Source organism: Paraburkholderia terricola, assembly GCF_900142195.1.
GTDB classification, from domain to species: domain Bacteria; phylum Pseudomonadota; class Gammaproteobacteria; order Burkholderiales; family Burkholderiaceae; genus Paraburkholderia; species Paraburkholderia terricola.
In genome coordinates, this window is the sequence record NZ_FRAB01000053.1 from 1 (window position 1) to 21,462 (window position 21,462).

Below are 21,462 nucleotides of genomic sequence, written 5' to 3' on the forward strand. Positions count from 1 at the left end.
TGTATTCGCCGATGCCGATACGAAGATCGTCAACGATGAGGGGCTGCACGTGATCCGCATGCCGGAGCACTATGGCCTGCTGTCGCCGATTCTGCACGTGGTGCCGCTGCAGTTGCTGGCGTATCACACGGCGTGCGCGCGGGGCACGGACGTGGATAAGCCGCGGAACCTGGCGAAGTCGGTTACGGTTGAGTGAGGCGGGCGGTCGTGGCGGAAGCCATGACTAGCACCGACTAACGGGCGTCCGGGCGCCGTACGCTCGCCATCGCGGGCACGCTGCTTGCGGCACAAAAGAGCACCATTTTTCTAGGAGGTGAATGATGGGCTCTATCAATCCGCGAAGCGCCACTCGAGGCGGAGCTGACATTGTCGGTGGCGGAATAGGCGAAGGGCCGGGGCCGGACATCATGGCCGCGTCGACGCTCGACGGCAACAAGGTGATGTCTTCGGATGGCGAAGACGTGGGAAAAATTTCAGACATCATGCTTGACGTTCGCAGCGGACGTATCGCCTACGCTGTGCTGTCGGAGGGAGGTTTCCTCGGCATGGGTTCGACCCTGCACGCGATCCCGTGGAACGCGCTGACTCTGGATACGGATCAGAAGTGCTTCTACGTCGACATAGCAGCGCAGCGGCTCAAGGACGATCCAGGCTTCGACAAGGATCACTGGCCTGCCATGGCGGATGCGAAGTGGGGCATGTCGACCCACAGCTACTACAACCGCGAGCCGTACTGGTCAGCCACCCATGAAGTGGTGGAGAGCGACCCTGCTATCAGGCCTAGCGAGCACTAAAAAAGCACCAAGGTGTAAAGCTGTTTTGGGCTGACTGTCAGTTTGTCGCCCGGCCTCTATGCCACCGCGTTGGACTGCGGCGGCATAGAGGGATTGCATATGTACGCGGCAACTGAAGCAAATTTCCGGTCTACAGTTCGGGGCGCGCCAGATCGCTGATCACGATGTGTTCGCCATACACCTGCGCCGCCGCGATCGCCTCCAGCTTCGTTGCATACGGCCCGAGTTCCGGTGCCCCGTCGAATGGAAACAGCACGCGGCCATCGGTGGTTCGAACCACTTTCAATACGCCGAAGAAACGCCGGTAGCCGGCCAGTTTCGACGTCGCCAATACTTCGAAATCGTCCTCCGACGCTGCGGGGACGCTGGGAATGAATGCCATCTTGTTCATCACTGAAACGGCTCTGGTTCGTCAAAAGGGCGGCATGTGTGCGAACGGCCAAGGCTACACCCGGTTATCGCGGGAATACCTTCGCCGACGGGCACCATTGTCTCAAATCCCGGCGACAGCCGACTGACTGTGCGGCATGGAGCGAATCCAAACCGGTCGGCCCGCACCCTCAGTCACGCTTGACCGCCGCCTCATGCTCGGCCGCCAGCGCCGCATCCCGCTCGCTCACCTTCACGAAGCTCGGCCGTGAGCAAATGCGACCGGCGTACTCGACTAGCACCGGCGTTTCAGGGACGAGCTTGAACATCATCCCCCAATGCAACGCGATGCCCCACAGGATATCCGCCGCCGACATCGTGTCTCCGAGCAGGTAGCGCGACGTTTGCAACCGGCTCGTCACGGTCCCGAGCATCGAATCGAAGTCGCCATAAGGCGACGTGGAGGGCGGCGCGGGGTCGCGCTTCATCGCTTTGTCGACCAGCGCCGGTTCGTAGCACGCCGCGTAATACACGAGCCACCGCAGATACGGCCCGCGCGACGGATCGTCGAGCGCGGGCGCGAGGCCCGCTTCGGGAAAGAGATCAGCCAGATAGATGAAGATGGCGACCTGCTCGGTCACCAACGCATCGCCGTGGAGAATCGCCGGCACCTTGCCGAGCGGATTGATCGCGAGAAAAGGCGCCTTGCGCTGCTCGCCGGCCTTCATGTTCAACACGTTCAATTGATACGGCGCGCCGAGTTCCTCGAGCAGCGTCAGCGCGCTGACGGAGCGGCATTGCGGCGAATGGAACAGCGTGATCGTGCGGTCTGAGGTCATGGTGTCAGCCTTCCGAATGAGTGCGCGTTGGAAAACCGGCAAGCAGGCTTCGCCGGGCGCACCTATCGTAAGCGTCCATACCTGTCAGCGAGTGTCAGGTATGGCTACACTTGCCGACATGAGAGCCAGCCGCCTTCTTTCCATTTTGATGACATTGCAGGCGCGTGGCCGGGTCACCGCCCAGTCGCTCGCCGACGAATGCGCTGTGTCGTTGCGCACCATCTATCGCGACATCGACGCCCTCAGCGCCGCCGGCGTCCCCGTGCATAGCGAGCGTGGCGCGGAAGGCGGCTACCGGCTACTGGACGGCTACAGGACGCGGCTCAACGGCTTGTCGCCGCAGGAAGCGGAGGCGTTGTTTCTCTCCGGCTTGCCCGGCCCGGTGCAGGCGCTCGGGCTCGGCGCGGTGATGGCCGGCGCGCAAACCAAGCTGCTCGCGGCGCTGCCCGTCGAATTGCGCTCCACCGCCGAGCGCATGCGCTCGCGTTTTCATCTCGACGCGCCGGCGTGGTTCGCCGATGCCGATCAGCCCGCGCATCTGCCGTTGATCGCGCGTGCGGTGTGGGAGCAGCATCCGCTGCGGATTCGCTATCAGAGCTGGAAAGCCGAAAAAGTCCGGCGGATAGAACCGCTCGGCGTCGTGCTGAAAGGCGGGGCGTGGTACGTGGTCGGGCGCGTGGACGCGGATATTCGCATCTATCGCATTTCGCGCATTCTCGAATTGACCCTGATCGTCGAAACCTTCGAGCGGCCGCCCGCGTTCGAACTCGCCGAGTACTGGCGGGACAGCACGCAGCGGCTCTCCGCGGAGATGCATGCGAGCGAAGCAACGCTGCGGCTGTCTCCGTGGGGCATGCGGATGCTGGAAGCCTTCACTTCGCCGTTCGCGCGCTCGGCCGCGACAATCGGCGAGCCCGATCCCACCGACGGCTGGCGCACCGTGACGCTGCCGGTCGGCTCGGTGAGGCAGGCGTGCGCGGAATTACTGCGCTTCGGCGCCGAAGCCGAGGTACTGGCGCCGCCCGAATTGCGCGCGCAAATGTGCGAAACGGTGGCAGCGCTGAACCGTCGCTACGCGAAGTAAAGGCGTGGGGTTCATCGGTCGCGGCTGCGATCATCGACTATTATTCCTACGATGAAACTTGTCTGTTCGGTGCCTATTTTTCGGGCAGGGCTATAATGCGCGCTTTCTTTTTCTCCCGTCTTCCGTTATGAGCCGGTTCCTTTGCCTGATCATGCTTTCGTTCGGTCTGATCCAAACCGCCGTCGCCGACGACAACACCGATCGCATGTCCGCGTATCTCACGCAAAAATTCGGTCTCGCAACGGAGAAGGCGCAAAAGATCTCCGACGCGGTGCAATCCGCCGCTTCCAAATACTCTTTGCCGCCGGCGCTTTTGCTGGCGATCATTTCCATCGAGTCCCGCTTCAAGGAAAAAGCCCGGGGCGCCAACGGCGCAACCGGGCTGATGCAAGTAGTGCCGGGCGCTCATCGGGGGCTGCTGAGGAACGTCAAGGACCTCACCGAGCCGACCACGAACATCGAAGTGGGCTCGGCAATCCTGTACGGCTACATGCGCTCCGCCAACGGCGACATGGACGCGGCGCTCAAAAGCTACGGCGGGTCGAAGGCGTATGCGCAAAAGGTGAGCTTGCGGGTTCAGGACTTTGCCGCGCTCGCGCCTGAACCGGGCACCGCCCGGCGTGCAGACGCGCGAGCCGCCAGATGCGACGCTGCACCGGCCGACCGTTGTGCGGCACCGGACAACTGGGCCAACGCCTTTACCGTGCCGGCCGTCGATAGCAGTGGAATTGCCGGCTCGGCGAAACCGTCGACTGGATCGTCCGCCGCGTCGAACTGAGCGACGCTCTTCCCTCTTTTTTGCGTTGCCGTGGCTTGGGCTGCGGTAATCGGCCGTCACGCCAAATAAGGCGCGAAGCGCGCTGCGCGCTTTTTACGCACGGCCGGCAACCCGCTCTACAATGCATTCCCAGTGTGTTTTCGCAGCGCCCCTTCAGATCGACCATGTTGACCTCGTTTTCCAAAGCCACCTTCGCCTCGCTGCTTGGCTTGCTGACCCTTGCCGCTTGCAGCAGCACCCCGCAGCCCAAATTCCAGCAGGAATTGTTTGAGACGGGCGCGAGTCCGTACGCACGCAATTTCAACTCGAACACGACCGATACCTGCGAAGCCGCGCGCCGCGCCCTGTTGAGTCAGGGCTACCTGACGACGATGACGCGCACCGATACCGTCGACGGCACGAAGAACTTCCAGCCGAGCGGCGATACCCACGTCGTAGTCGAATTTCATGTGGTTTGCACGCCGGGGGAAGAGGCGAGCGATACCAGCATCGTCTATGTGAATGCCGTGCAGAACGGTTTCGCGCTGAAGAAAAGCGATACGTCGGCGAGCGTCGGACTGAGCGTGCTGGGTTCGCTCTCACTGCCGATCCGCTCGAACAGCGACGCGATGGTCAAGATTTCAAGCGAGACGATTCCGTCGGGCAAGTTTTACGACCGCTTTTTCGGCCTCGTCGATCACTATCTGCAAACCGTGGTCCGCACGCAGGCGGTACCGACCAACCGTATCGAAAGCCGTTTGTTGCCGGTTCCTGTCGAAGCGCCGGCTCTCGCGCCGGTTGCCGCGATGCCTGACGCAATCGGCAGGGCTGCTTCCGTGGAGCCTGCGAGCGGAACGCGCGTGGTGCCTTGAGGCGACTTCGTCCACTGGATTGCGCTGACCGACCAGCCTTCAAACTACGCACGCCCACGTGACTTATCCTTTTGGTTTATCTCGTGCGTATACGTATGTAGTAATAGTTAACAAGGGCTAAAGCCTTCTGTGGACAACTGTCAAATCCTCCATCGCATCAACGTCATCCGAAATACATAACCCTGCGGACTGCGCCGGTAGAAAAACTACAAGAGCGGGATAACTTTGCCCGCCCTAGCTCGCCGATCCGTTTTATCCAGATTCCGCGCACACACTATCCCGGCGCTGTCCCGAAGTTATTCATAGGCAAATGTGGATAACTTGCATTTTGACCTCATATTTATTCCAGGCGGCGGCGTAGCTTTTTACACGCGTCGAGCGCTCGCGAGCGCACAGACGGCGACGAGGCGGCCGCGCACATTGAACCTGGTCGGTATGAAGATTGCGTGTCTGTTTATGCAAGCGCAACCGTTGCTATTTAGTCAAAACCATTTCAGCGACGCCCGATTCAGGCATAGAGTTAAAGTGTTTTATGAGGTTCTTGGTGCAGTGCGGGGGGTGTGTCATGAAACGCAGAACAGCACGACAACTGGTTCGTCTTCTCTCGGATATCCGGCATGCCGCGCATTGCAGTACGCTGCGCGCGGCTGCCACCAATCGGACGATGGCCCTTGCCGCCGCCGAACGCGACGCGGATGCGGCCAACGACGCGGCAAGCGACGAAAGCGCCGAAACCGCGCGTGACGTCCGCGAGGACAAGCCGGCCCGGAGCGGATCATGAGAGCCGCGAGCGAACAATCGCTGCGTTTTCTGGTTGAGAAATGGCTCGCGCCGGAGCCCTCGGCGCCCGTTCACGTCACCGAATTCAGCCGCACGCGGCTGGGCGGCCGGCGTTATGTGCGCGTCGAAACCTCCGTCGAGGGCGGCTCGCGCGGGTTGTTCTTCTTTCGTCACGACGACGGTTGCTGGTGTGTATTCCCGCCAACCGCGGACACGCCAAGATTTTTCGCGCATCCGCGCGCTGCGTAGCTCGCGGTTTTCTTCGGAAAGCGATTGGCGGCGGCCACGCGAGAGCGACACCGCCGCCGCGACCGCCTGACCGGCGGCCCCTCCACGGCTATCCCTTCACACACACCACCTGCCGCAGCGTGTGCACCACTTCGACGAGGCTGCGCTGCGCGGCCATCACTGCGTCGATGTCCTTGTAGGCCATCGGGATTTCGTCGATCACGCCCGCGTCCTTACGGCATTCGACGTGCGCGGTCGCCTTGATCTGATCGTCGACGGAAAAGCGCCGCTTGGCTTCCGTGCGGCTCATCGAGCGCCCCGCGCCGTGGCTGCACGAGCAGAAGCTTTCGGCGTTGCCGAGGCCGCGCACGATAAAACTTTTCGCGCCCATCGAACCCGGAATGATGCCGAACTGACCCTTCTGCGCCGACACCGCCCCTTTACGCGTGACCAGAATCTCCGACCCGAAGTGACGCTCCTTCTGCACGTAGTTGTGGTGGCAGTTCACCGCGTGCTCATCGAGCGAAAACGGCTTGGCTATCACCGACCGCGCCGCGCGGACCACCGCGTCCATCATCAGTTCGCGATTGCGCCGCGCATAGTCCTGAGCCCAGCCCACCGCTTGCACGTAATCGTCGAAGTGCGCGCTGCCTTCCTCGAAGTAGGCAAGATTGCGGTCCGGCAGGTTGGCGATGTGCTGCCGCATGTCCGCCTGCGCCAGTTCGATGAACAGGTTGCCGATTGCGTTGCCGACGCCGCGCGAGCCGCTGTGCAGCATGAACCACACCGAATCTGCTTCGTCGACGCACACTTCCACGAAGTGATTGCCGGTGCCGAGCGTACCGAGATGCACATAGTTGTTGGTCCGCGCGAGTTTCGGATATTTGTCGACGATGCGTTTGAAGCCTTCGGCGAGCGCTTTCCATGCAACGTCGACCGGCTGCGGCGGCCGATCCCACGCGCCTGGATCGCGCCGGCCCGGCGCACGGCCGTGCGGCACCGCGCGTTCGATCGCGCTGCGCAGACCCGCGAGCGAGTCCGGCAGATCGGCGGCGTTGAGCGTGGTGCGCGCGGCCATCATGCCGCAGCCGATATCCACGCCGACCGCAGCCGGAATGATCGCGCCGAGCGTCGGAATCACGCTGCCGATCGTGGAGCCTTTGCCGGCGTGTACGTCGGGCATGACGGCCAGGTGCCTGAAAATGAACGGTAGTTTCGCGGTGTGGGTGAGTTGGTCGCGCGCGAAGTCGTCGACGGCGACGCCTTCGGTCCACATTTTCACCGGCTTGCCGTCCGCTACTTCCATCAGTTGGTAATCCATTTTGCTTCTCTCTCCAATCGATGCGGCCGCGCTTTCGGCGCGGCCGTCCAGCTATGACGCTTGCGCGCCCTCGGGCGACTGGCGGCGCCCTCACGAAGCTTGACCACGCTACAGACGAAGCATGAAGCGGGCGCGGAGCTTCGCGCTCACGTGCGCGTCACCGCATGGTCCAAGCCGAACGCGGATCGAAACGCGCGCACCGCATCGAGCGACTCGCGCGATAATCGCGCAGCGGCCATGCAACCTCCGACACCACCGACCACCGGGCCGGCCCGACTTCCAGGCACATGCAATGGACGAGAAAGACTGGATCGCCGGCGCCGCGAAGGCGTTGGCGATCATCGAAGCATTCGACGAAGAACATGCGCGCATGACGCCGACCGCCGTGGCCGCTCGCGCGGGTCTGTCGCGCACGGCGGCGCGCCGCTATCTGCTGACCTTGCACGAACTCCGTTACGTCGACACGGACGGCAAGCTGTTCTGGCTCGCGCCGCGTGTCTTGCGGCTCGGCCAGTCGTATCTGGATTCGGCGCGCTTGCCGCGCACGGTGCAGCCGTTTCTTCAGCGCATCACCGCGACGGTTCAGGAAACCGCGCTGGTCGCGATCCTCGATGAACACGATGTGGTCTACGTCGCGCGCAACGGCGTGAACCGGGCGATGGCGGTCGGCTTCGTGCTGGGCTCGCGGGCGCCTGCGCCGTTGTCGTCGGCGGGCCTGGTGCTGCTGGCGTTTCAGGCGCCCGAGAGCATCGAGCAGTGGCTCGCGTCCTATCCCATCAAGGTGTTCACGCCGCATACCTATTCGACCATCGAGCGCTTGCGCGAAGTGCTCGGCGAAATCCGCCGCAATGGCTACGTGGTTACCGATCAGCAACTGGAGTTGGGCGTGCGTGGTGTCGCGGTGCCTTTGCGTGACCGGCATGGTGCGGTGGTGGCGGCCATTAGCGTCAGCATGCCGATCGGCGACGAGTCGGCGAAAGCCGCGCTGCATCGTGTCCTACCGACCTTGCAGGAAACCGCCAGTCTGCTGCGCAACCTGGTTTGACTGGCCAGGTAATTTTCTTGAGATAGGGGCTTAATGAGTGAAAGCATCCCGAAAGCAAGCTGTCTCGCGGAAAATACATATCGGGTATTGCGCATGACAAACCGCCTACAACTGGGTAATACTCTCCCGCGGGGAGCGGCGGGGGTTCTAACCGCAGCCGCTTCACCGTGCAGCTAATCCATTCACATCGACTCAGTCGTCCAGGTTTGGGGAACAACACATGAAAAAAGTTATCGTCTCGCTCGCAGCAGCATCGATCGCACTGGTTTCCGTTCAAGCTTTCGCACAGGCATCGGACGCAGCCGCACCGGCCGCTGCAGCTAGCGCGCCGAAGAAGCACCACGTGAAGAAGCTGAAGTCGCATGGCAAGCGCGCTCCGGTTGCGGCCGCAGCGTCGGCAGCCGGCACGAACGACAAGGGCACGCAGAACTAAGCTGACGCCCGGCGCGCCGCGCGAAGCGCGGTTGCCGGGCGGTTCGGATTAAGGCATCGCCAGCAAAAAGGCCAGAGCGCGTACTCTGGCCTTTTTGCATGACAGCGGTGGTTTTTTGCGGATTTTCCGCAGATCGGTGCTTGCGCGACGCATTCGACGGCGCCTTATCACGGATCGAAAAGCGCGAGCCGGGTGCCTACGCCAGCCAACAAGCGCTGCCTGTCACCGCTCAGCCCGCGAGGCCGCGCTTGATGACTTCGTTCAGCAGTCCGGTCATGCCTTCGGGATGGGTGGCCGCCCGCTCTTTCAGCTCAGCGACCAACTCGCCGTTCAGCTTGCACGCGAATGCAACCAGGCCCTGTGCCTGGTCGAGCTTGCGCTGCTCGCGACGATCGAGCTTCGGCTCGGCGGCAGCGGCCTTGCCGAAGCGATCGGCGGTCGACAACTTCATTGCGTTGTTCAGCTTGAGTGCCTTGTTCTTTTCAAGGTCGGTTTTTTTCATCGCCATACGGAAGGCCTCTGCCAGATAAGTAATCCCGCATTGTACGCACCGCGCGAGGCGTCGAGCGCGCGGCGCCGATTACGCGTCTGGACGGTGCGCAAGACGCGCCCAGCAACCTCACGCGGACGCGTTCCGCGCGCCCGCCACGCTATCCATCAACGCGCGCATTCGTTGCCAGTGCGTGCCTTCCCAGAACACGCGCCGGCACACGTCGCAGGTGACGAACTGGCTGTGCCGTTCCAGCACGCCGTCGGGGGCGCGCGCGCCGACTTCTTCCCTGGCGATGCGCCGCAGCGGCGCGTTGCACATCAGGCACAGACGGAACGGCTGCGCGCTGCCCGCCAGATCGAGCCGCTCGAACACCTCGCGCAACTGCTCGCGAGGCCTCAGTGTACGAACGTAGCAGCCATGCGTGATGCTGCGGCGTTTCAGCAGTTCGCGGTCGCGCGTCAACACGATGCGCTGTTGCGCGACGGCGAGGGTTTCGATATCGGCGTCGGCGTAATGGTTGTCGAACAGCGTATCGAAGCCGGCAAGCCGCAACAGCGGTGCGAGACCGCCGAGATGCGCGTCGGCGATGAAGCGCATCACTCGCAGCGGCCGTTCGCGCACGCGCAGGAGCGGCTGGATGTCGAGCGCTTCGAACTTCGGATAGACGGCGACGCGATCGCCGTCCGACAGCGGATGATCGAAACCGACCGACTCGCCGTTCACGAGAATCAACTCGACCTCGGTATGCGGCACGCCTAGCGCCTCGATCATGTGCTTCGCGCTTGCGCCGCGCGCGCAGGCGTAGCTGAACGCGCGCCGGCGCAGCGGCCGGGCGAGAAAATCGTTCAGCTCCTCATAGAAGCGGAATGTCGCGGTCACCATCGCAGCAGTATCGCACCGTGTTTCGCTGCGCGCTCTCCTGCACGTGTTGCATGGGTGTGCTTTACTTCCAGTTCTTTAGAAGATGGAGCGACAGATGGACATCGGTTTTATCGGCCTGGGCGAGATGGGCGCCGCGATGGTTGCCAACATGTTGAAATCCGGGCACCAGGTGCGCGTGTGGAACCGCTCGCCGGAACGCGCGCAGCCGCTCGCCGACGCCGGCGCGAGGATCGTCGCGACGCCGGCTGAAGCGTTCGCGGGCGACGCGGTATTCTCGATGCTCGCCGACGATGCCGCGTTGCGCGAAGTCGTGACCGCGACGCTGCTCGAACATGCGCCACGCGGCCTGATCCACGTGAACATGGCGACGATTTCGGTGGCGCTGGCCGAGGAACTGGCGACCGCGCACGCGTCGCGCGGCGTCCACTACGTCGCCGCGCCGGTGTTGGGGCGGCCGGATGTCGCGGCGGCGGGCAAGCTGACGATCGTCGCCGGCGGCCCGGCCGAAGCGATCGACCAGGTTCAGCCCATCTTCGACGTGATCGGCCAGAAAACATGGCGCATCGGTTCGCTGCCGCAGCAGGCGAACGTCATGAAGCTCGCCGCTAATTTCATGATCGGCGCGGCCGTCGAGACACTCGGCGAAGCGGGCGCGCTCGTGACCGGCCACGGCCTTGCGATGCAGGATTTCCTCGACATCATCACGAGCGGCCTGTTTACCGGACCGGTCTATTCGGGCTACGGCAAGATGATCGCGGAGCAGCGCTATGAGCCGGCGCTCTTCAAGGCGCGCCTCGGGCTGAAGGACCTGCGTCTCGCGCTCGCCGCAGCCGATGCCGTGACGACGCCGCTCCCGATCGCAAGCGTGGTGCGCGACAGTCTGCTCGAAGCGGTCGCTCACGGCGACGGCGAGAAAGACTTCGCCGTGCTTGGGCAAGTCGCAGCGCGGCGGGCCGGGCGCTAGGCATCCATCGCGCGGTCATTGCGCCTTGCGAGCCTCGCGCGACGTGTTGCATTTTAGCAACGTTGAGGGTCAACCCTTATTTGAATGTTGCGCCGCACCAAACGATTTGCTATAGTTTGCCTTGTCTCCTCCATGTCTCCTCTGATATGGATTCAGCCCGCCAACTTAGGCGGGCTTTTTTTTGCCCCGATTTTCCAGCTCCCCTATAAATGAAAAAGCCGGCTTGGCCTTTGCACAAGACCACCGGCTTTGCCACATACCCGCGCTGAATTCAGAACCTGTACGAGACGGCTAGGAACGAAATAATCGGATCGGCCTTCAGGTCCGCTCGGGAGACGCCCAGTTCAGTACCGTCCGCCGCCTTGATGATGACCGACGACGTCGTCTTGAGCGGAATGTACGTGACCGATGCCACCAAGCCCCAATGTTCCGTGATGTTGTACGCCAGGCCCGCATTGAACACCGGCGCCCACGACGACGACGCCTTCGCCGACACCTGAGTTTTGCCCGGCTTGCCCGCACCGGCGGCGAGCACGGCGCCGAGATTGTTCTGCGTCGACTGCACGAAGTTCTGGCTCAACTGGATATCGGAAAACCAGTTGTACGACACGCCGATGCCGACGAACGGCCGAAACTTCGCCGTCGGTGCATTGAAGTAGTACTGGAACAGCAGCGCCGGACTCCACTGCCGCACGCTTTTCACGATCGGATTGGCTTGCGGGTCGCCCAGGTCCTGCTGGCCGAGCGCGCCCGCCGGTCCGGGCGGCCTGATGGTGCCGTGGCCGTAGATCTTGAACACCGGCGGCACGCCTGCCACGGTCGTTACCGCGATGTGGTCGGTGAGGTAATGGCTGAACACGAGGCCGACGGTGTTCGCGTTATTGGTCGACAAACTCGTGCCGGCCGACGTGAACGAATTTGGCAGGCGCAACGGCGTATTGATCTGCGTCGGCGCGACGTTGGTGGTGAGCGGTGTGCTCGAGTCCTGCGGCATCACGTGGAACCAGCCAAGCGCGGCGACGTTGTCGCCCGCACGCTGGGCGTGTGCGCCGGCGGACAGGCAGGCGGCCAGTATCGTGAGATAGATTTTTTTCATGCTGCTCCTCCTGGGACGCTCGTCGCAGTGATCGCGCGGCGAGCGGCGGCGGTTGTCTACCCGCCGGCGCGCTGAACGCCGGGCGAGCGCGGGCTGCCGCGTTGCAACGCTACGCGTCGGCCGCGGCCCGAACGCCTGATTGCCAATGGGCGGCGCGTGATGCGTCGGTTACTGGACGAACGCGCCGATCGTGAAGTACGGCGAGGCCGCGTTGGTCATATCGAGGTAGCCGAATACTCCGCCCGTGAAGATCATCTTTCCGGTCGGCGTGGCGCCCGTGGATGCGCCCACGTGCGTCGTCGTCACCAGACCGGGGACGGCTTGCGTGAAGTCCAGATCGAGCGCGGTGGCGAGCGATGCCTGCGATGGGTTGAACGGATCCAGCAACGTGGCCTGCTTGCCCTCGAGCGCGGTGGTGCGATAGTCGAACTGGCTATCCACGCCGATGTACTCGCCGTTCGGGGCGTTCACCGCGACCGCGCTTTGCGGTGCCAGGATCGAGATGCCCGATTCGTCGTCCGCGTAGGGTCCGAGTTCGCCGTTCTGCGGCACCGTGACCGACGAGTTCGCCGCGCCGGTTCGCACTAGGATCGGCACCAACTGGTTGCGCAATTTGCCGACGATCATGTAGCCGCGCGCTTTCGGCGTGCTGGCGAGCGTCGGCTTCGCCTGACCGAGAAAGTTGTTGGTCTGGAACGCGCCGCTGCCGTCGGCGGCCTGCGCGAAGTTCGTGCCGGGCTGCTGACACTTGCCGGCGTTGATGCCGGTGTCGTCGCACTCGGTCCACGTGCCGTCCGCGTTGATCGTGATCCTCGAGTCGACCGCGACCGGCGCGAAGTTCTGCGACGGAACCTGGTGATAGCCGAGCTGGTTGTAGGTGCCGGCCACGTTCGCGAGACTCGTTTCAATCGACGAGAAGCCGATGAACGGGTAGTACGGGAACTTGGTGTCGGGCACGGCGCCCACGCCGAGAATCCCGCCGAACGAAATCTCGGCGCCCGGAATCGTGCCGCCCGCCACGCCTTCGCCGACGAAAATCCGCGCCGGACGAGCCGGATCAAGACTCGCGCCGTTCAGCCGGAACGCGCATTGGTTGAGCTTGTTCGTCGGCAGCAGGGTTTCCTGGGTGAGCGTCCCGCTGGCGGTCAGGCCGGCGCGCGTCGGCACGACCGTGCCGGTGCTCGCCGGGACCGGCGATTCGATGTAGCTGACCTGCCAGGTCATCTTGCTGGTGTCGAGTTGCAGCTTGACCAGTTCGCCGTCACCGCCACCGCCTGTAAACACGGTGCCGTAGTCGAGCGATGCGGGGCATAAGCGCACTTCGGTCACTGGGCCATCGCCGCCGCCGCCACCGCCGCACGCTGCCAGCAACGGTGCAGCAAGAGCGAGCACCGAAAGGATTCTCCATGTCATACCGCCTCCTGAATTTTCTCGTTGTATGTGGCCGGCTCCCTGTCCCGCCACCTTTGCTTTAGTGATGTCTCTGAATGCTCCTGGCAAGCCTTCGCCGCTTACTTGCTGATTTGCGCTCCGATGCCGAAGTAGGGCGTGCTCGGCGTATCGGCGTTGGCCGACGTCGACGCGATGCCGCCGTTCTCCGCGCCCTGGATTTCGATGGCGTAAAGGCCGCCGGACGCAATCGCGAAGCCGGTCTTGCCGTTGGTGTCCTGCACGCCGACGAGCCCCGGGCTCTGCAGTCCATAGCCGAGACCGAAACCGCTTTCCGCCGCCGACGTGCTCGGGTTGATGAACGTGCCGACGTTCCCCTGGATCAGCGTCGCGGTGTACTTGAAGTTCGAATCCGCGCCGGCGTAGCCGCCGTCGAAGCCGCCCGATGCGAGCGGCGTGGCCGAGGCGAGCATCGCGATGCCGGATTCGTCGTCGACCTTCGCGTCGAGATGGAATGGCGCGGTGCCGAGGTTGATAAAGCCCGTGCGCACGACGAGCGGCACCGTCGCGCCGTTGATCTGCCCGAGGATCATGTGCGCCGTCGCCGACTTGCCGGTCGCGCCAATGATCGGCAGCTTGAACTGCGGCACGATTTGCGGCGCTTGCTGGCTGTCGAAATAGCCGTTGCCGTTCAGCGTCCACGGGTTGCCGGTGCTGAGGCAGCCGCCGGCATTCGGCGAGTAGTTCGGATTAGCCGTGTTGCTGCTCGTGCAGGTGCCGCTGGCGTCGAACGTTTCGACCGTGTTGGTCGCGACCGTCGCATAGTTGCCCGACGGCGCGAGGTGATACAGCAGGCCGTTATACGTGCCGGGCAGTTTCGTGATGTCGGTGGTGGTGCTGGCGAAGCCGAGGAACGGATAGAAGTCGAAATGGCGGCTGGGCACCGCGCCGATACCCGAGCCGACCAGCGGAATGTCCAGTCCGTCGAACTGCACCGTGGCTCCCGGAATGCCGCCGCCCGCCACGCCGAGTCCGACGAGGATCATCGGCGGATTGGGGTTGTGGGCGAAATCGGGCGTCGTATAAGGCTGGCCGTCGCCTGCGGCGGTGCCGGTGCCCGCGCCGAGTATGAACGCGCAGCGCGTCTGTTCGGCGGTGGGCAGCGTGCCGGTTGGCGGGTGGATCACCGCGCCGGTGATCTGCGTGCCGGCGCGCGTCGGCGTGACGGTGCCGGTGCGCAGCGGAATCGGTGACTCGAGCCACTTCAGCGTGTACGTCATCGCCGTTGCGTCGATGTTCAACTGGACCACTTCGCCGCTACCGGCGCCGCCGAGGAAGGTGTTCTTTGCGATGTCGGCGGTGGCCGGACACAAGCCCGCTGCCTGAGCGCCCGAGGCGGGCGGGCCTTGCACGCCGCAACTCGAACCCGAGCATTGGGGCGTGTCGATAGCGCCTGGATTGTCGGCCTTGCCGCCGCCGCAAGCGATCAGGATTGGGGCCGTGGCAAGGGCCATCGCCAGGCCTCTAATAATGGCGTGCGACATGCTGTTGTCTCCCTTCGTGTAATTGTGCGGAGTAATTTCGCCGGGAGGTTAATGCCTGTCAATTGAATGAGCCGTCTAAAAAGGCCGATTCAAACAGCACGGTTTTTTGCCGGACGCGCACCGTGCGGACGATGGCCATCCTTTTAAACAGAAAAGGAGATTTCGCGTTGGACGCGATACCGTTGCTTCCCCGCATGTCCTTTGCAGGCAAGCCTTTTAGCAAAATGGCTCTATCATCTTCGAACGACCGTTCGGCCAAAAATCCGGCGTTTCCCTACGCGGAAAACTATGCTGCATGGGTCGAAATCAGTAACAATTACCGTCGCATTGATCGGCAGACTATTTATTTCATTTTGAAAGAAATCGGATTGCTGCTGATTAACTGCAGGGGAATGTCGTTTAAACCGAGGTGCTTTTAAAACAAAAAGCCGGTCTTTTAGAGACCGGCTTTCTTTACGAATTGACGGCGAATTGCCGCGCGTATAAGCAAACTTGTTTAGCGGTTCAAACCGGCTTCCTCGTCGGCGCCGATCGCCAGATTCATACATTGAATCGCCGCGCCCGACGCGCCCTTGCCCAGGTTGTCGAGGCGCGCGACAGTCACGAAACGCTCTTCATTGCCGAACACGAACAGGTCGACACGGTTGGTGTCGTTATTCGCCTGCACGTCGAAAAAGCCGCTGTCCAGGTTGGCTTCCGCATCGAACGGCGCGACGCGCACGAAGGCCTCGCCCGAGTAGTACTCGGTGAGCAGCGCTTGCACGTCTTGCGGCGTCGTCTTCTTGGAGAACTGGCTCGGCGAGAAGAAGGTGGTGACCGCGAGACCCTTGTAGAAGTCGCCGACGATCGGCGTGAAGACGGGCGCCGCCTTCAGGCCGGTATGCGCGGCCATTTCGGGCAGGTGCTTGTGCGTGAGACCGAGTGCGTACGGGCGCGGACTCTTGAGCTTCTGGTTGCCGGCCGCTTCATAGTCGGCAATCATTTTCTTGCCGCCGCCGCTGTAGCCGGTGATCGAGTACGCGTGCGCGGCAAACTCCGGCGCCACCACGCCTGCTTCGACGAGCGGGCGCATGGCCAGCACGAAGGCCGACGCGTGGCAGCCCGGCACGGCGATGCGTTTGGCGGTGCGCAGACGCTCGCGCTGCGAGCGCGCCAGTTCCGGCAAGCCGTAGGCCCAGTCGGCGGCCGTGCGAAAGGCGGTGCTGGCATCGATCAGCACCGTGCGCTCGTTTGCCACCAGCGAAGCCGATTCGCGCGAGGCGACGTCGGGCAGGCACAGGAACGTGACGTCCGAAGCATTGATGAGACGGCGGCGCTCCTCGAGGTCCTTGCGCTTCGCTTCCTCGATACGCAGGATCTCCACGTCGGCGCGTTGCGACAGGTATTCGAAAATCTTCAGGCCGGTCGTGCCTTCCTGTCCGTCGACAAAAACTTTCGTGCTCATCTCGATCTCACTGGCTTGCTGGAAACGGGGCGCGACGCCGCGCGGGAACGTTATTTTAAGACTTCATGGCTGCGGGCGTGCAGAAAGGGTGAAAAAACGACGATGCGCGCCGAACGTGACGTCGGCATGACCTGTTGTCGGGTAGATGCGGGCCGATGCCGTCCGGTTCGCGGCGAACCGGGTGCTTGCCTAGCGTGCCGCGCCGATCCAACGCGCCGTCACGCCGGCAATGCGCGCGCCGAACATGCGCGCTGTTTCCAGATCGCCTGCGGGCGGCGCTTCTTCCGGCGAGGCGTCCGCCGGGGACTGCGCGAGCAGGCCGGTGAAGCCGCCGACATAGTTCAGGTCGTTGCGGGTCGCCGCCTTGGTGTTCGACGGCATCATGCCGGTGCCCGCCCAAATCATGCTGTGCTGCATCGCCAGCGTGACGAAGTACTGGATCGTCGAGAACTTGTCGCCGTTCATGGTCGCCGAATTGGTGAAACCGGCCGCGATCTTGTCTTTCCACGTTTGGCCGAACCACGGCTTCGAACTTGCGTCGGCGAATTTCTTGAAGTCGGCGGACGGGCCGCCCATGTACGTCGGCGCACCGAAGATGACGGCGTCGGCTGCGGCGAGTTCGGCCCACGACGCGTCGTCGATCTCGCCGACCGGCAGGAGTTTCGCGTCCGCTCCGGCTTCGAGCGCGCCCGCCAGTACGGCTTCCGCGACTTTCTTCGTATGTCCGTAGCCGCTGTGATACGCGATGACGATCTTCGACATGACAATCTCCGGCAAGTGAAAGAGAACGTGGATTCAGCGACCGCACGCGGATGCTGCGGCGCAGGACATCTGGATGCATGCCGCTTCTAGTCCGGCTGCACACATTAGCTCGCGCGGATGATGGGAAGTTCGCGGCGGGGCAATCTGATCGCAGCAGTCTGCCCGTCCCCGGTCCGCCCTGGGCCTCCTGACGGCCGGGCATCGCTGCGGTCGCCCAGCGGCGCATCCGGTCGACGCACGACGCACTAGCCGAAGCTACCGCCCGTAATTGACGACCATCCGCGCGCTGCCAAGCGTCGCGGTGCCGATCTCGTGATCGAACATCAGCGCGGGACGGCCTTGCGCGAGGCGGAGGTCGGCCGTGTTCAGCGCATAAACGGTGATGACGTAGCGATGCGGTTTGCCGGGCGGCGGGCAAGGGCCGCCATAGCCGTCGATGTCGAAGTCGTTGCGGGCCTCCACCGCGCCGAGTTTCTTCAGGAAGCCGGAGGAACTGGCGTTCTCCGGCAAGCTTCCGACGGTGGCCGGAATGCCCGCCACCGCCCAATGCCACCAGCCGCGGCCCGGCGCATCCTGATCGAACATGGTGACCGCGAAACTGCGGGTGCCGGGCGGCGCGTCGCGCCACGTCAACTGCGGCGAGCGATTGCCGCCCTTGCAGTCGTCCTGATTGAAAACCTGTGCGGCGTCAACGGTACCGCCGGAGCGAAAGCTGGCGCTGGTCAGCGCGAATGCACCCTCGGCGAGCGCATGAGGGCCGTTCGCCGCCACTAACGCGAGACCCAGCATCGCGCAAGTGAACGACGGCATACGGCGAAATGGCGAAGCGAGCGAAACAACCAGGCAACGCGAGCGCATGTGCCGGTTCTCCTGTCAGGGCGCGAGGCGGTGGCCGCGCGATGGTTATTGTCCCTATTCCGTGCCCCAGGGTCGGATCAAGTCTAACATTAGCTCTGCGCATCATTGTTGTGCTTCGGCGCCTTTGCCCACCCGAAATCAGCTATAGTCCGAGGATTATCCGCGTGGAGCGGGGCCGTATAAGCGATCAGTCTAAGTACGAAGAAAAAAGACATGTCAGATGTTCTGGAGAGTGGTTTATTCGTAGAGGGGAGCGCAATGCAAGATCCAGTCAGGGTCGTGGTCGCCGACGACCATCCGGTAATTCTGTTCGGCGCCGAGCAAGCCTTGCTCAAATTCCCCGGATTGCAGGTCGTCGCACGGGCGCGACAATCAACGGAACTGATCAAGGTGCTGCAAACAGTTGCTTGCGACGTGTTGGTCACTGATCTGGCCATGCCTGGCGGCCAGTATGGCGATGGGCTGCCGCTGATCGGCTATCTGCGCCGCAATTTTCCCGATCTGCCAATTGTCGTGCTGACGATGTTGGAGAATGCCGCGTTGCTTAAGCGGCTGAGCGAAATTGGCGTGACCTCGGTCGTCAACAAGTCGGATGATCTGAGTCATATCGGCCTCGCGGTGCAGCATGTGAGCCGCCGCCTCGAATACATGAGTCCGTCCGTCAAGGCGTCGCTTGATGCGCTTCGGATGAACGCCGGTGGTAAGAACGAAGAGGTGATGCTGTCGAGGCGCGAACTCGAAGTCGTGCGCCTGTTCGTGTCGGGCATGACGATCAAGGAAATCTCGGAGCAACTCAATCGCAGCATCAAGACCATCAGCACGCAGAAAAATACGGCGATGCGCAAGCTCGGCATCGATCGCGATTCCGAGTTGTTCCAGTATGCGCAGAGCAACGGCCTGCTGAATCTCTCGTCTCACTCCGTGGAAGACAAGGGCGATCTGCATTAATTTCACGTGCTTTTCGTGAGCAAAAAGAAAAGGCCGCCTGTCGATGAGACAGGCGGCCTTGTCATTCAGGCCGCATAAGCGGCCGCGTTCGTTGCCGGCGTGCTTACTGCGGCGCCGAGGTGGCGCCGCCGTGGGCTGCCGACCATTCGGCCGGCGCATGCAGGAATTTTTCCACTTCGTCGAGCGTGTTCGTGTCGAAGTACCTGTTTTCCTTCGCGACACGCAACACGTCCCACCACGTGGCGAGCGCGTGCAGATCGACGTCGATGTCTTTCAGCACGGACACGCTTTCCTTGAAGATGTTGTAGTGGAACAGCACGAAGCAGTGGTTCACCGTGGCACCCGCGCCGCGCAGCGCATTGATGAAGTTGATCTTGCTGCGGCTGTCCGTGGTCAGGTCTTCGACCAGCAGCACGCGTTGGCCCTCGGTCAGCAGACCTTCGATCTGCGCGTTACGGCCGAAACCCTTCGGCTTCTTGCGCACGTATTGCATCGGCACCATCAGGCGGTCGGAAAGCCATGCGGCGAACGGGATGCCGGCGGTTTCGCCACCGGCGACGGCGTCGATCTGCTCATAGCCGACGTCGCGCAGGAGGGTGGTTTCGGCCATTTCCATCAGGCCGCGGCGCACGCGCGGATACGAAATCAGCTTGCGGCAGTCGATATAAACCGGGCTCGCCCAGCCGGACGTGAAAATGTACGGTTTCTCCGCGTTGAAGTGCACTGCCTGGACTTCCAGCAGCATCTTGGCGGTGGTGTCGGAGATCGTCTGGCGATCGAAGCCTGTCATGGGCGAATCCTTGGGTGTGAGCGGGGAGAAGCGGACGCGGGGCCCGGTGGCGCAGCGAGCGACGTATGCCGCGCCATGCTGGGCGGCGCCTTGATAGGCACGCCTTGATGGGCGAATACGCAACCGGTCAGTGGAGTGCAGGCCGGTTTTTGCTGCGCGCGTAGGCCGACATTTTACTCGAAATGAGCACTTTCGAGGAGGCGATGGTGGGCGCCGGCGGCGAATGGCGGTCGTGGGGAGCGCGCCGGGCGGGCCGCCGGAGCGGTGGCGGGAGCGGCTGTCCGGCGGTTTTGCATAGGCTTTTTGGTCAGCTTGTGAGCAGGCTGGGGCGCCTTTACACTCACGCGAATTTCCTGCGCGCCGGTTTATCGTTGCCGGCCGTCCCACCTACGGAATACCTTCGATGACCGCCGTTTCCCCCGCTGCCGCCGCCGGTGCATCCATCAGGAATGGCTACGCCGGCCGCGCGTTGATCGCCTCGATACTCGGCTATGCAATGGACGGCTTCGATCTGCTGATCCTCGGTTTCATGCTGCCGGCCATTGCCGCCGACCTGCATCTGAGTTCCGCGCAAGCCGGCTCGCTCGTCACGTGGACGCTGATCGGCGCGGTGGCGGGCGGTCTGATCTTCGGCGTATTGAGCGACTATTTCGGACGCGTGCGAATGTTGACGTGGACGATCCTGATCTTCGCCGTCTTCACGGGTTTGTGCGCGCTGGCGCAAGGTTACGCCGATCTATTGACCTACCGGACCATCGCCGGCATCGGACTAGGCGGCGAGTTCGGCATCGGGATGACCTTGGTGGCCGAAGCGTGGCCGGCGTCGCAGCGGGCGCGCGTGTCGTCGTATGTCGGGCTCGGATGGCAGTTCGGCGTGCTCGGCGCCGCTTTGCTGACGCCGCTGCTGTTGCCGGTGATCGGCTGGCGCGGCATGTTCGCGCTTGGCTTGCTGCCCGCCGTGGTGTCTTTCTTTGTACGACGGCGGGTCGAGGAGCCGACGCTGTTTACCGAGCGCGCGGCGCGCGGTATGCGCACGCTGCCGTTGAAATTGCTGGTGGCCGATGGAAGGACCGCGCGCGCGAGCATGGGCGTCGCGATTCTCTGCTCGGTGCAGAACTTCGGCTATTACGGGCTGATGATCTGGCTTCCGAGTTATCTGTCGAAAACCTTCGGCTACTCGCTGACCAAATCCGGCGTGTGGACCGCGGTCACGGTGCTCGGCATGGCGTGCGGCATCTGGCTGTTCGGCATGGCCGCCGACCGCTTCGGCCGCAAGCCGGCCTTTCTGTTTTATCAGGCGGGCGCGGTGGTGATGGTATTCGTCTACGCCCATCTGACGACACCCATGACGCTCCTGATCGGTGGCGCGGCGATGGGCGTGTTCGTCAATGGGATGATCGGCGGTTATGGCGCGTTGATCTCCGAGCTTTATCCGACCGAGGCGCGCGCCACCGCGCAGAACGTGTTGTTCAACATTGGACGGGCGATGGGCGGTTTTGGACCCGTCGCGGTGGGTGCGCTGGCCGCGCGCTATTCGTTCGGCGCCGCGCTCGCCGTGCTCGCGTCGATCTATTTGCTCGATATCTTCGCGACGCTTTTTCTGATTCCCGAACGGCGCGGCGCCGAACTTCAGTAAGCTTGGACGACCGCCAATGACGCCCAAATGCCGATGCATGACAACGCGCCGAATGCCCGCTGGATGCGGCGTTGCAGCATTGTCCGCCGCTGTTTCGCCAATGGCGCGGCGCGTTAACCACCCAGTGCATCGAC

General features: G+C 63.1%; 24 protein-coding genes and 1 pseudogene. 12 read left to right on the forward strand and 13 right to left on the reverse strand.

Annotated features, from left to right (window positions below; genetic code table 11):
- Positions 1-196, forward strand: a pseudogene (locus BUE39_RS29325) (glutamine--fructose-6-phosphate transaminase (isomerizing)); the annotation flags it as partial.
- Positions 197-320: 124 nt separating this feature from the next.
- Positions 321-794: a PRC-barrel domain-containing protein gene (locus BUE39_RS29330; protein ID WP_073432204.1), complete on the forward strand. Its 474-nt coding sequence runs from the start codon at positions 321-323 to the stop codon at positions 792-794.
- Between the two features lie 130 nt (positions 795-924).
- Here BUE39_RS29330 and BUE39_RS29335 read toward each other — a convergent pair whose 3' ends face one another.
- Together BUE39_RS29335 and BUE39_RS29340 are read right to left on the reverse strand one after the other, a co-directional pair.
- Positions 925-1,185 (reverse strand): DUF6723 family protein, encoded by a 261-nt coding sequence (locus tag BUE39_RS29335; protein WP_073432169.1) that lies wholly within the window; start codon positions 1,183-1,185, stop codon positions 925-927.
- Positions 1,186-1,354: 169 nt separating this feature from the next.
- Entirely contained in the window at positions 1,355-2,002 is a 648-nt protein-coding gene (locus BUE39_RS29340) for a glutathione S-transferase family protein (RefSeq protein WP_073432170.1), read from the reverse strand.
- 100 nt (positions 2,003-2,102) lie between these two features.
- On the opposite strand from BUE39_RS29340, the gene BUE39_RS29345 reads away from it, so the two are divergent.
- From BUE39_RS29345 to BUE39_RS29360, 5 genes are all read left to right on the forward strand, one after another.
- Positions 2,103-3,086, forward strand: coding sequence for a helix-turn-helix transcriptional regulator (locus BUE39_RS29345; RefSeq protein ID WP_227470906.1), 984 nt, complete (start codon positions 2,103-2,105; stop codon positions 3,084-3,086).
- Between the two features lie 127 nt (positions 3,087-3,213).
- A complete protein-coding gene (locus tag BUE39_RS29350) occupies positions 3,214-3,864 on the forward strand; it encodes a lytic transglycosylase domain-containing protein (protein WP_073432172.1) in 651 nt (216 codons plus the stop codon).
- 164 nt (positions 3,865-4,028) lie between these two features.
- Entirely contained in the window at positions 4,029-4,715 is a 687-nt protein-coding gene (locus BUE39_RS29355; RefSeq protein ID WP_073432173.1) for a DUF2242 domain-containing protein, read from the forward strand.
- Positions 4,716-5,280: 565 nt separating this feature from the next.
- Entirely contained in the window at positions 5,281-5,496 is a 216-nt protein-coding gene (locus BUE39_RS34525) for a hypothetical protein (RefSeq protein ID WP_143032017.1), read from the forward strand.
- A complete protein-coding gene (locus BUE39_RS29360) occupies positions 5,493-5,744 on the forward strand; it encodes a hypothetical protein (protein ID WP_073432174.1) in 252 nt (83 codons plus the stop codon). Before BUE39_RS34525 ends, BUE39_RS29360 begins: the two co-directional genes overlap by 4 nt.
- Before the next feature lie 88 nt (positions 5,745-5,832).
- On the opposite strand, the gene BUE39_RS29365 is transcribed toward BUE39_RS29360, so the two are convergent.
- The gene (locus BUE39_RS29365; RefSeq protein WP_073432175.1) at positions 5,833-7,044 is read right to left on the reverse strand and encodes an RtcB family protein; all 1,212 of its coding nucleotides are present in this window, start codon (positions 7,042-7,044) and stop codon (positions 5,833-5,835) included.
- Positions 7,045-7,336: 292 nt separating this feature from the next.
- On the opposite strand from BUE39_RS29365, the gene BUE39_RS29370 reads away from it, so the two are divergent.
- Together BUE39_RS29370 and BUE39_RS29375 are read left to right on the forward strand one after the other, a co-directional pair.
- Positions 7,337-8,089: an IclR family transcriptional regulator domain-containing protein gene (locus BUE39_RS29370; RefSeq protein WP_073432176.1), complete on the forward strand. Its 753-nt coding sequence runs from the start codon at positions 7,337-7,339 to the stop codon at positions 8,087-8,089.
- Positions 8,090-8,309: 220 nt separating this feature from the next.
- The gene (locus BUE39_RS29375; RefSeq protein WP_006052583.1) at positions 8,310-8,522 is read left to right on the forward strand and encodes a hypothetical protein; all 213 of its coding nucleotides are present in this window, start codon (positions 8,310-8,312) and stop codon (positions 8,520-8,522) included.
- A gap of 229 nt (positions 8,523-8,751) precedes the next feature.
- Here BUE39_RS29375 and BUE39_RS29380 read toward each other — a convergent pair whose 3' ends face one another.
- Positions 8,752-9,030: a hypothetical protein gene (locus BUE39_RS29380; protein ID WP_073432177.1), complete on the reverse strand. Its 279-nt coding sequence runs from the start codon at positions 9,028-9,030 to the stop codon at positions 8,752-8,754.
- Positions 9,031-9,141: 111 nt separating this feature from the next.
- Positions 9,142-9,897, reverse strand: coding sequence for a Mut7-C RNAse domain-containing protein (locus tag BUE39_RS29385; RefSeq protein ID WP_073432178.1), 756 nt, complete (start codon positions 9,895-9,897; stop codon positions 9,142-9,144).
- Positions 9,898-9,991: 94 nt separating this feature from the next.
- Between BUE39_RS29385 and BUE39_RS29390 the strand changes: the two genes are divergently transcribed.
- Positions 9,992-10,861: an NAD(P)-dependent oxidoreductase gene (locus BUE39_RS29390; RefSeq protein ID WP_073432179.1), complete on the forward strand. Its 870-nt coding sequence runs from the start codon at positions 9,992-9,994 to the stop codon at positions 10,859-10,861.
- 271 nt (positions 10,862-11,132) lie between these two features.
- On the opposite strand, the gene BUE39_RS29395 is transcribed toward BUE39_RS29390, so the two are convergent.
- The 7 genes from BUE39_RS29395 to BUE39_RS29420 form a co-directional block, all read right to left on the reverse strand.
- A complete protein-coding gene (locus tag BUE39_RS29395; RefSeq protein ID WP_073432180.1) occupies positions 11,133-11,957 on the reverse strand; it encodes an OmpW/AlkL family protein in 825 nt (274 codons plus the stop codon).
- Between the two features lie 168 nt (positions 11,958-12,125).
- On the reverse strand, positions 12,126-13,370 hold the full coding sequence (locus BUE39_RS29400; protein ID WP_073432181.1) for a DUF2957 domain-containing protein: 1,245 nt from the start codon (positions 13,368-13,370) through the stop codon (positions 12,126-12,128).
- A gap of 98 nt (positions 13,371-13,468) precedes the next feature.
- Complete coding sequence (locus BUE39_RS29405) at positions 13,469-14,890, reverse strand: DUF2957 domain-containing protein (RefSeq protein WP_073432182.1); 1,422 nt, start codon at positions 14,888-14,890, stop codon at positions 13,469-13,471.
- Positions 14,891-14,948: 58 nt separating this feature from the next.
- Complete coding sequence (locus tag BUE39_RS34530; RefSeq protein WP_143032016.1) at positions 14,949-15,149, reverse strand: hypothetical protein; 201 nt, start codon at positions 15,147-15,149, stop codon at positions 14,949-14,951.
- A 237-nt stretch (positions 15,150-15,386) separates the two neighbouring features.
- Positions 15,387-16,334 carry an N-acetyl-gamma-glutamyl-phosphate reductase gene (gene argC, locus BUE39_RS29410; protein ID WP_073432183.1) on the reverse strand — a complete coding sequence of 316 codons (948 nt, stop codon included), beginning with the start codon at positions 16,332-16,334 and terminating at the stop codon, positions 15,387-15,389.
- Positions 16,335-16,523: 189 nt separating this feature from the next.
- On the reverse strand, positions 16,524-17,096 hold the full coding sequence (locus BUE39_RS29415; RefSeq protein WP_073432184.1) for a flavodoxin family protein: 573 nt from the start codon (positions 17,094-17,096) through the stop codon (positions 16,524-16,526).
- 255 nt (positions 17,097-17,351) lie between these two features.
- Positions 17,352-17,954 carry a YbhB/YbcL family Raf kinase inhibitor-like protein gene (locus BUE39_RS29420; protein ID WP_073432185.1) on the reverse strand — a complete coding sequence of 201 codons (603 nt, stop codon included), beginning with the start codon at positions 17,952-17,954 and terminating at the stop codon, positions 17,352-17,354.
- A gap of 258 nt (positions 17,955-18,212) precedes the next feature.
- Between BUE39_RS29420 and BUE39_RS29425 the strand changes: the two genes are divergently transcribed.
- Positions 18,213-18,902: a response regulator gene (locus tag BUE39_RS29425; protein WP_073432186.1), complete on the forward strand. Its 690-nt coding sequence runs from the start codon at positions 18,213-18,215 to the stop codon at positions 18,900-18,902.
- Positions 18,903-19,005: 103 nt separating this feature from the next.
- Here BUE39_RS29425 and BUE39_RS29430 read toward each other — a convergent pair whose 3' ends face one another.
- Positions 19,006-19,692, reverse strand: a complete 687-nt coding sequence (locus BUE39_RS29430; RefSeq protein ID WP_073432187.1) for an orotate phosphoribosyltransferase — start codon at positions 19,690-19,692, stop codon at positions 19,006-19,008.
- 403 nt (positions 19,693-20,095) lie between these two features.
- Between BUE39_RS29430 and BUE39_RS29435 the strand changes: the two genes are divergently transcribed.
- The gene (locus BUE39_RS29435; protein ID WP_073432188.1) at positions 20,096-21,328 is read left to right on the forward strand and encodes an MFS transporter; all 1,233 of its coding nucleotides are present in this window, start codon (positions 20,096-20,098) and stop codon (positions 21,326-21,328) included.
- The last annotated feature ends 134 nt before the right edge of the window (positions 21,329-21,462 follow it).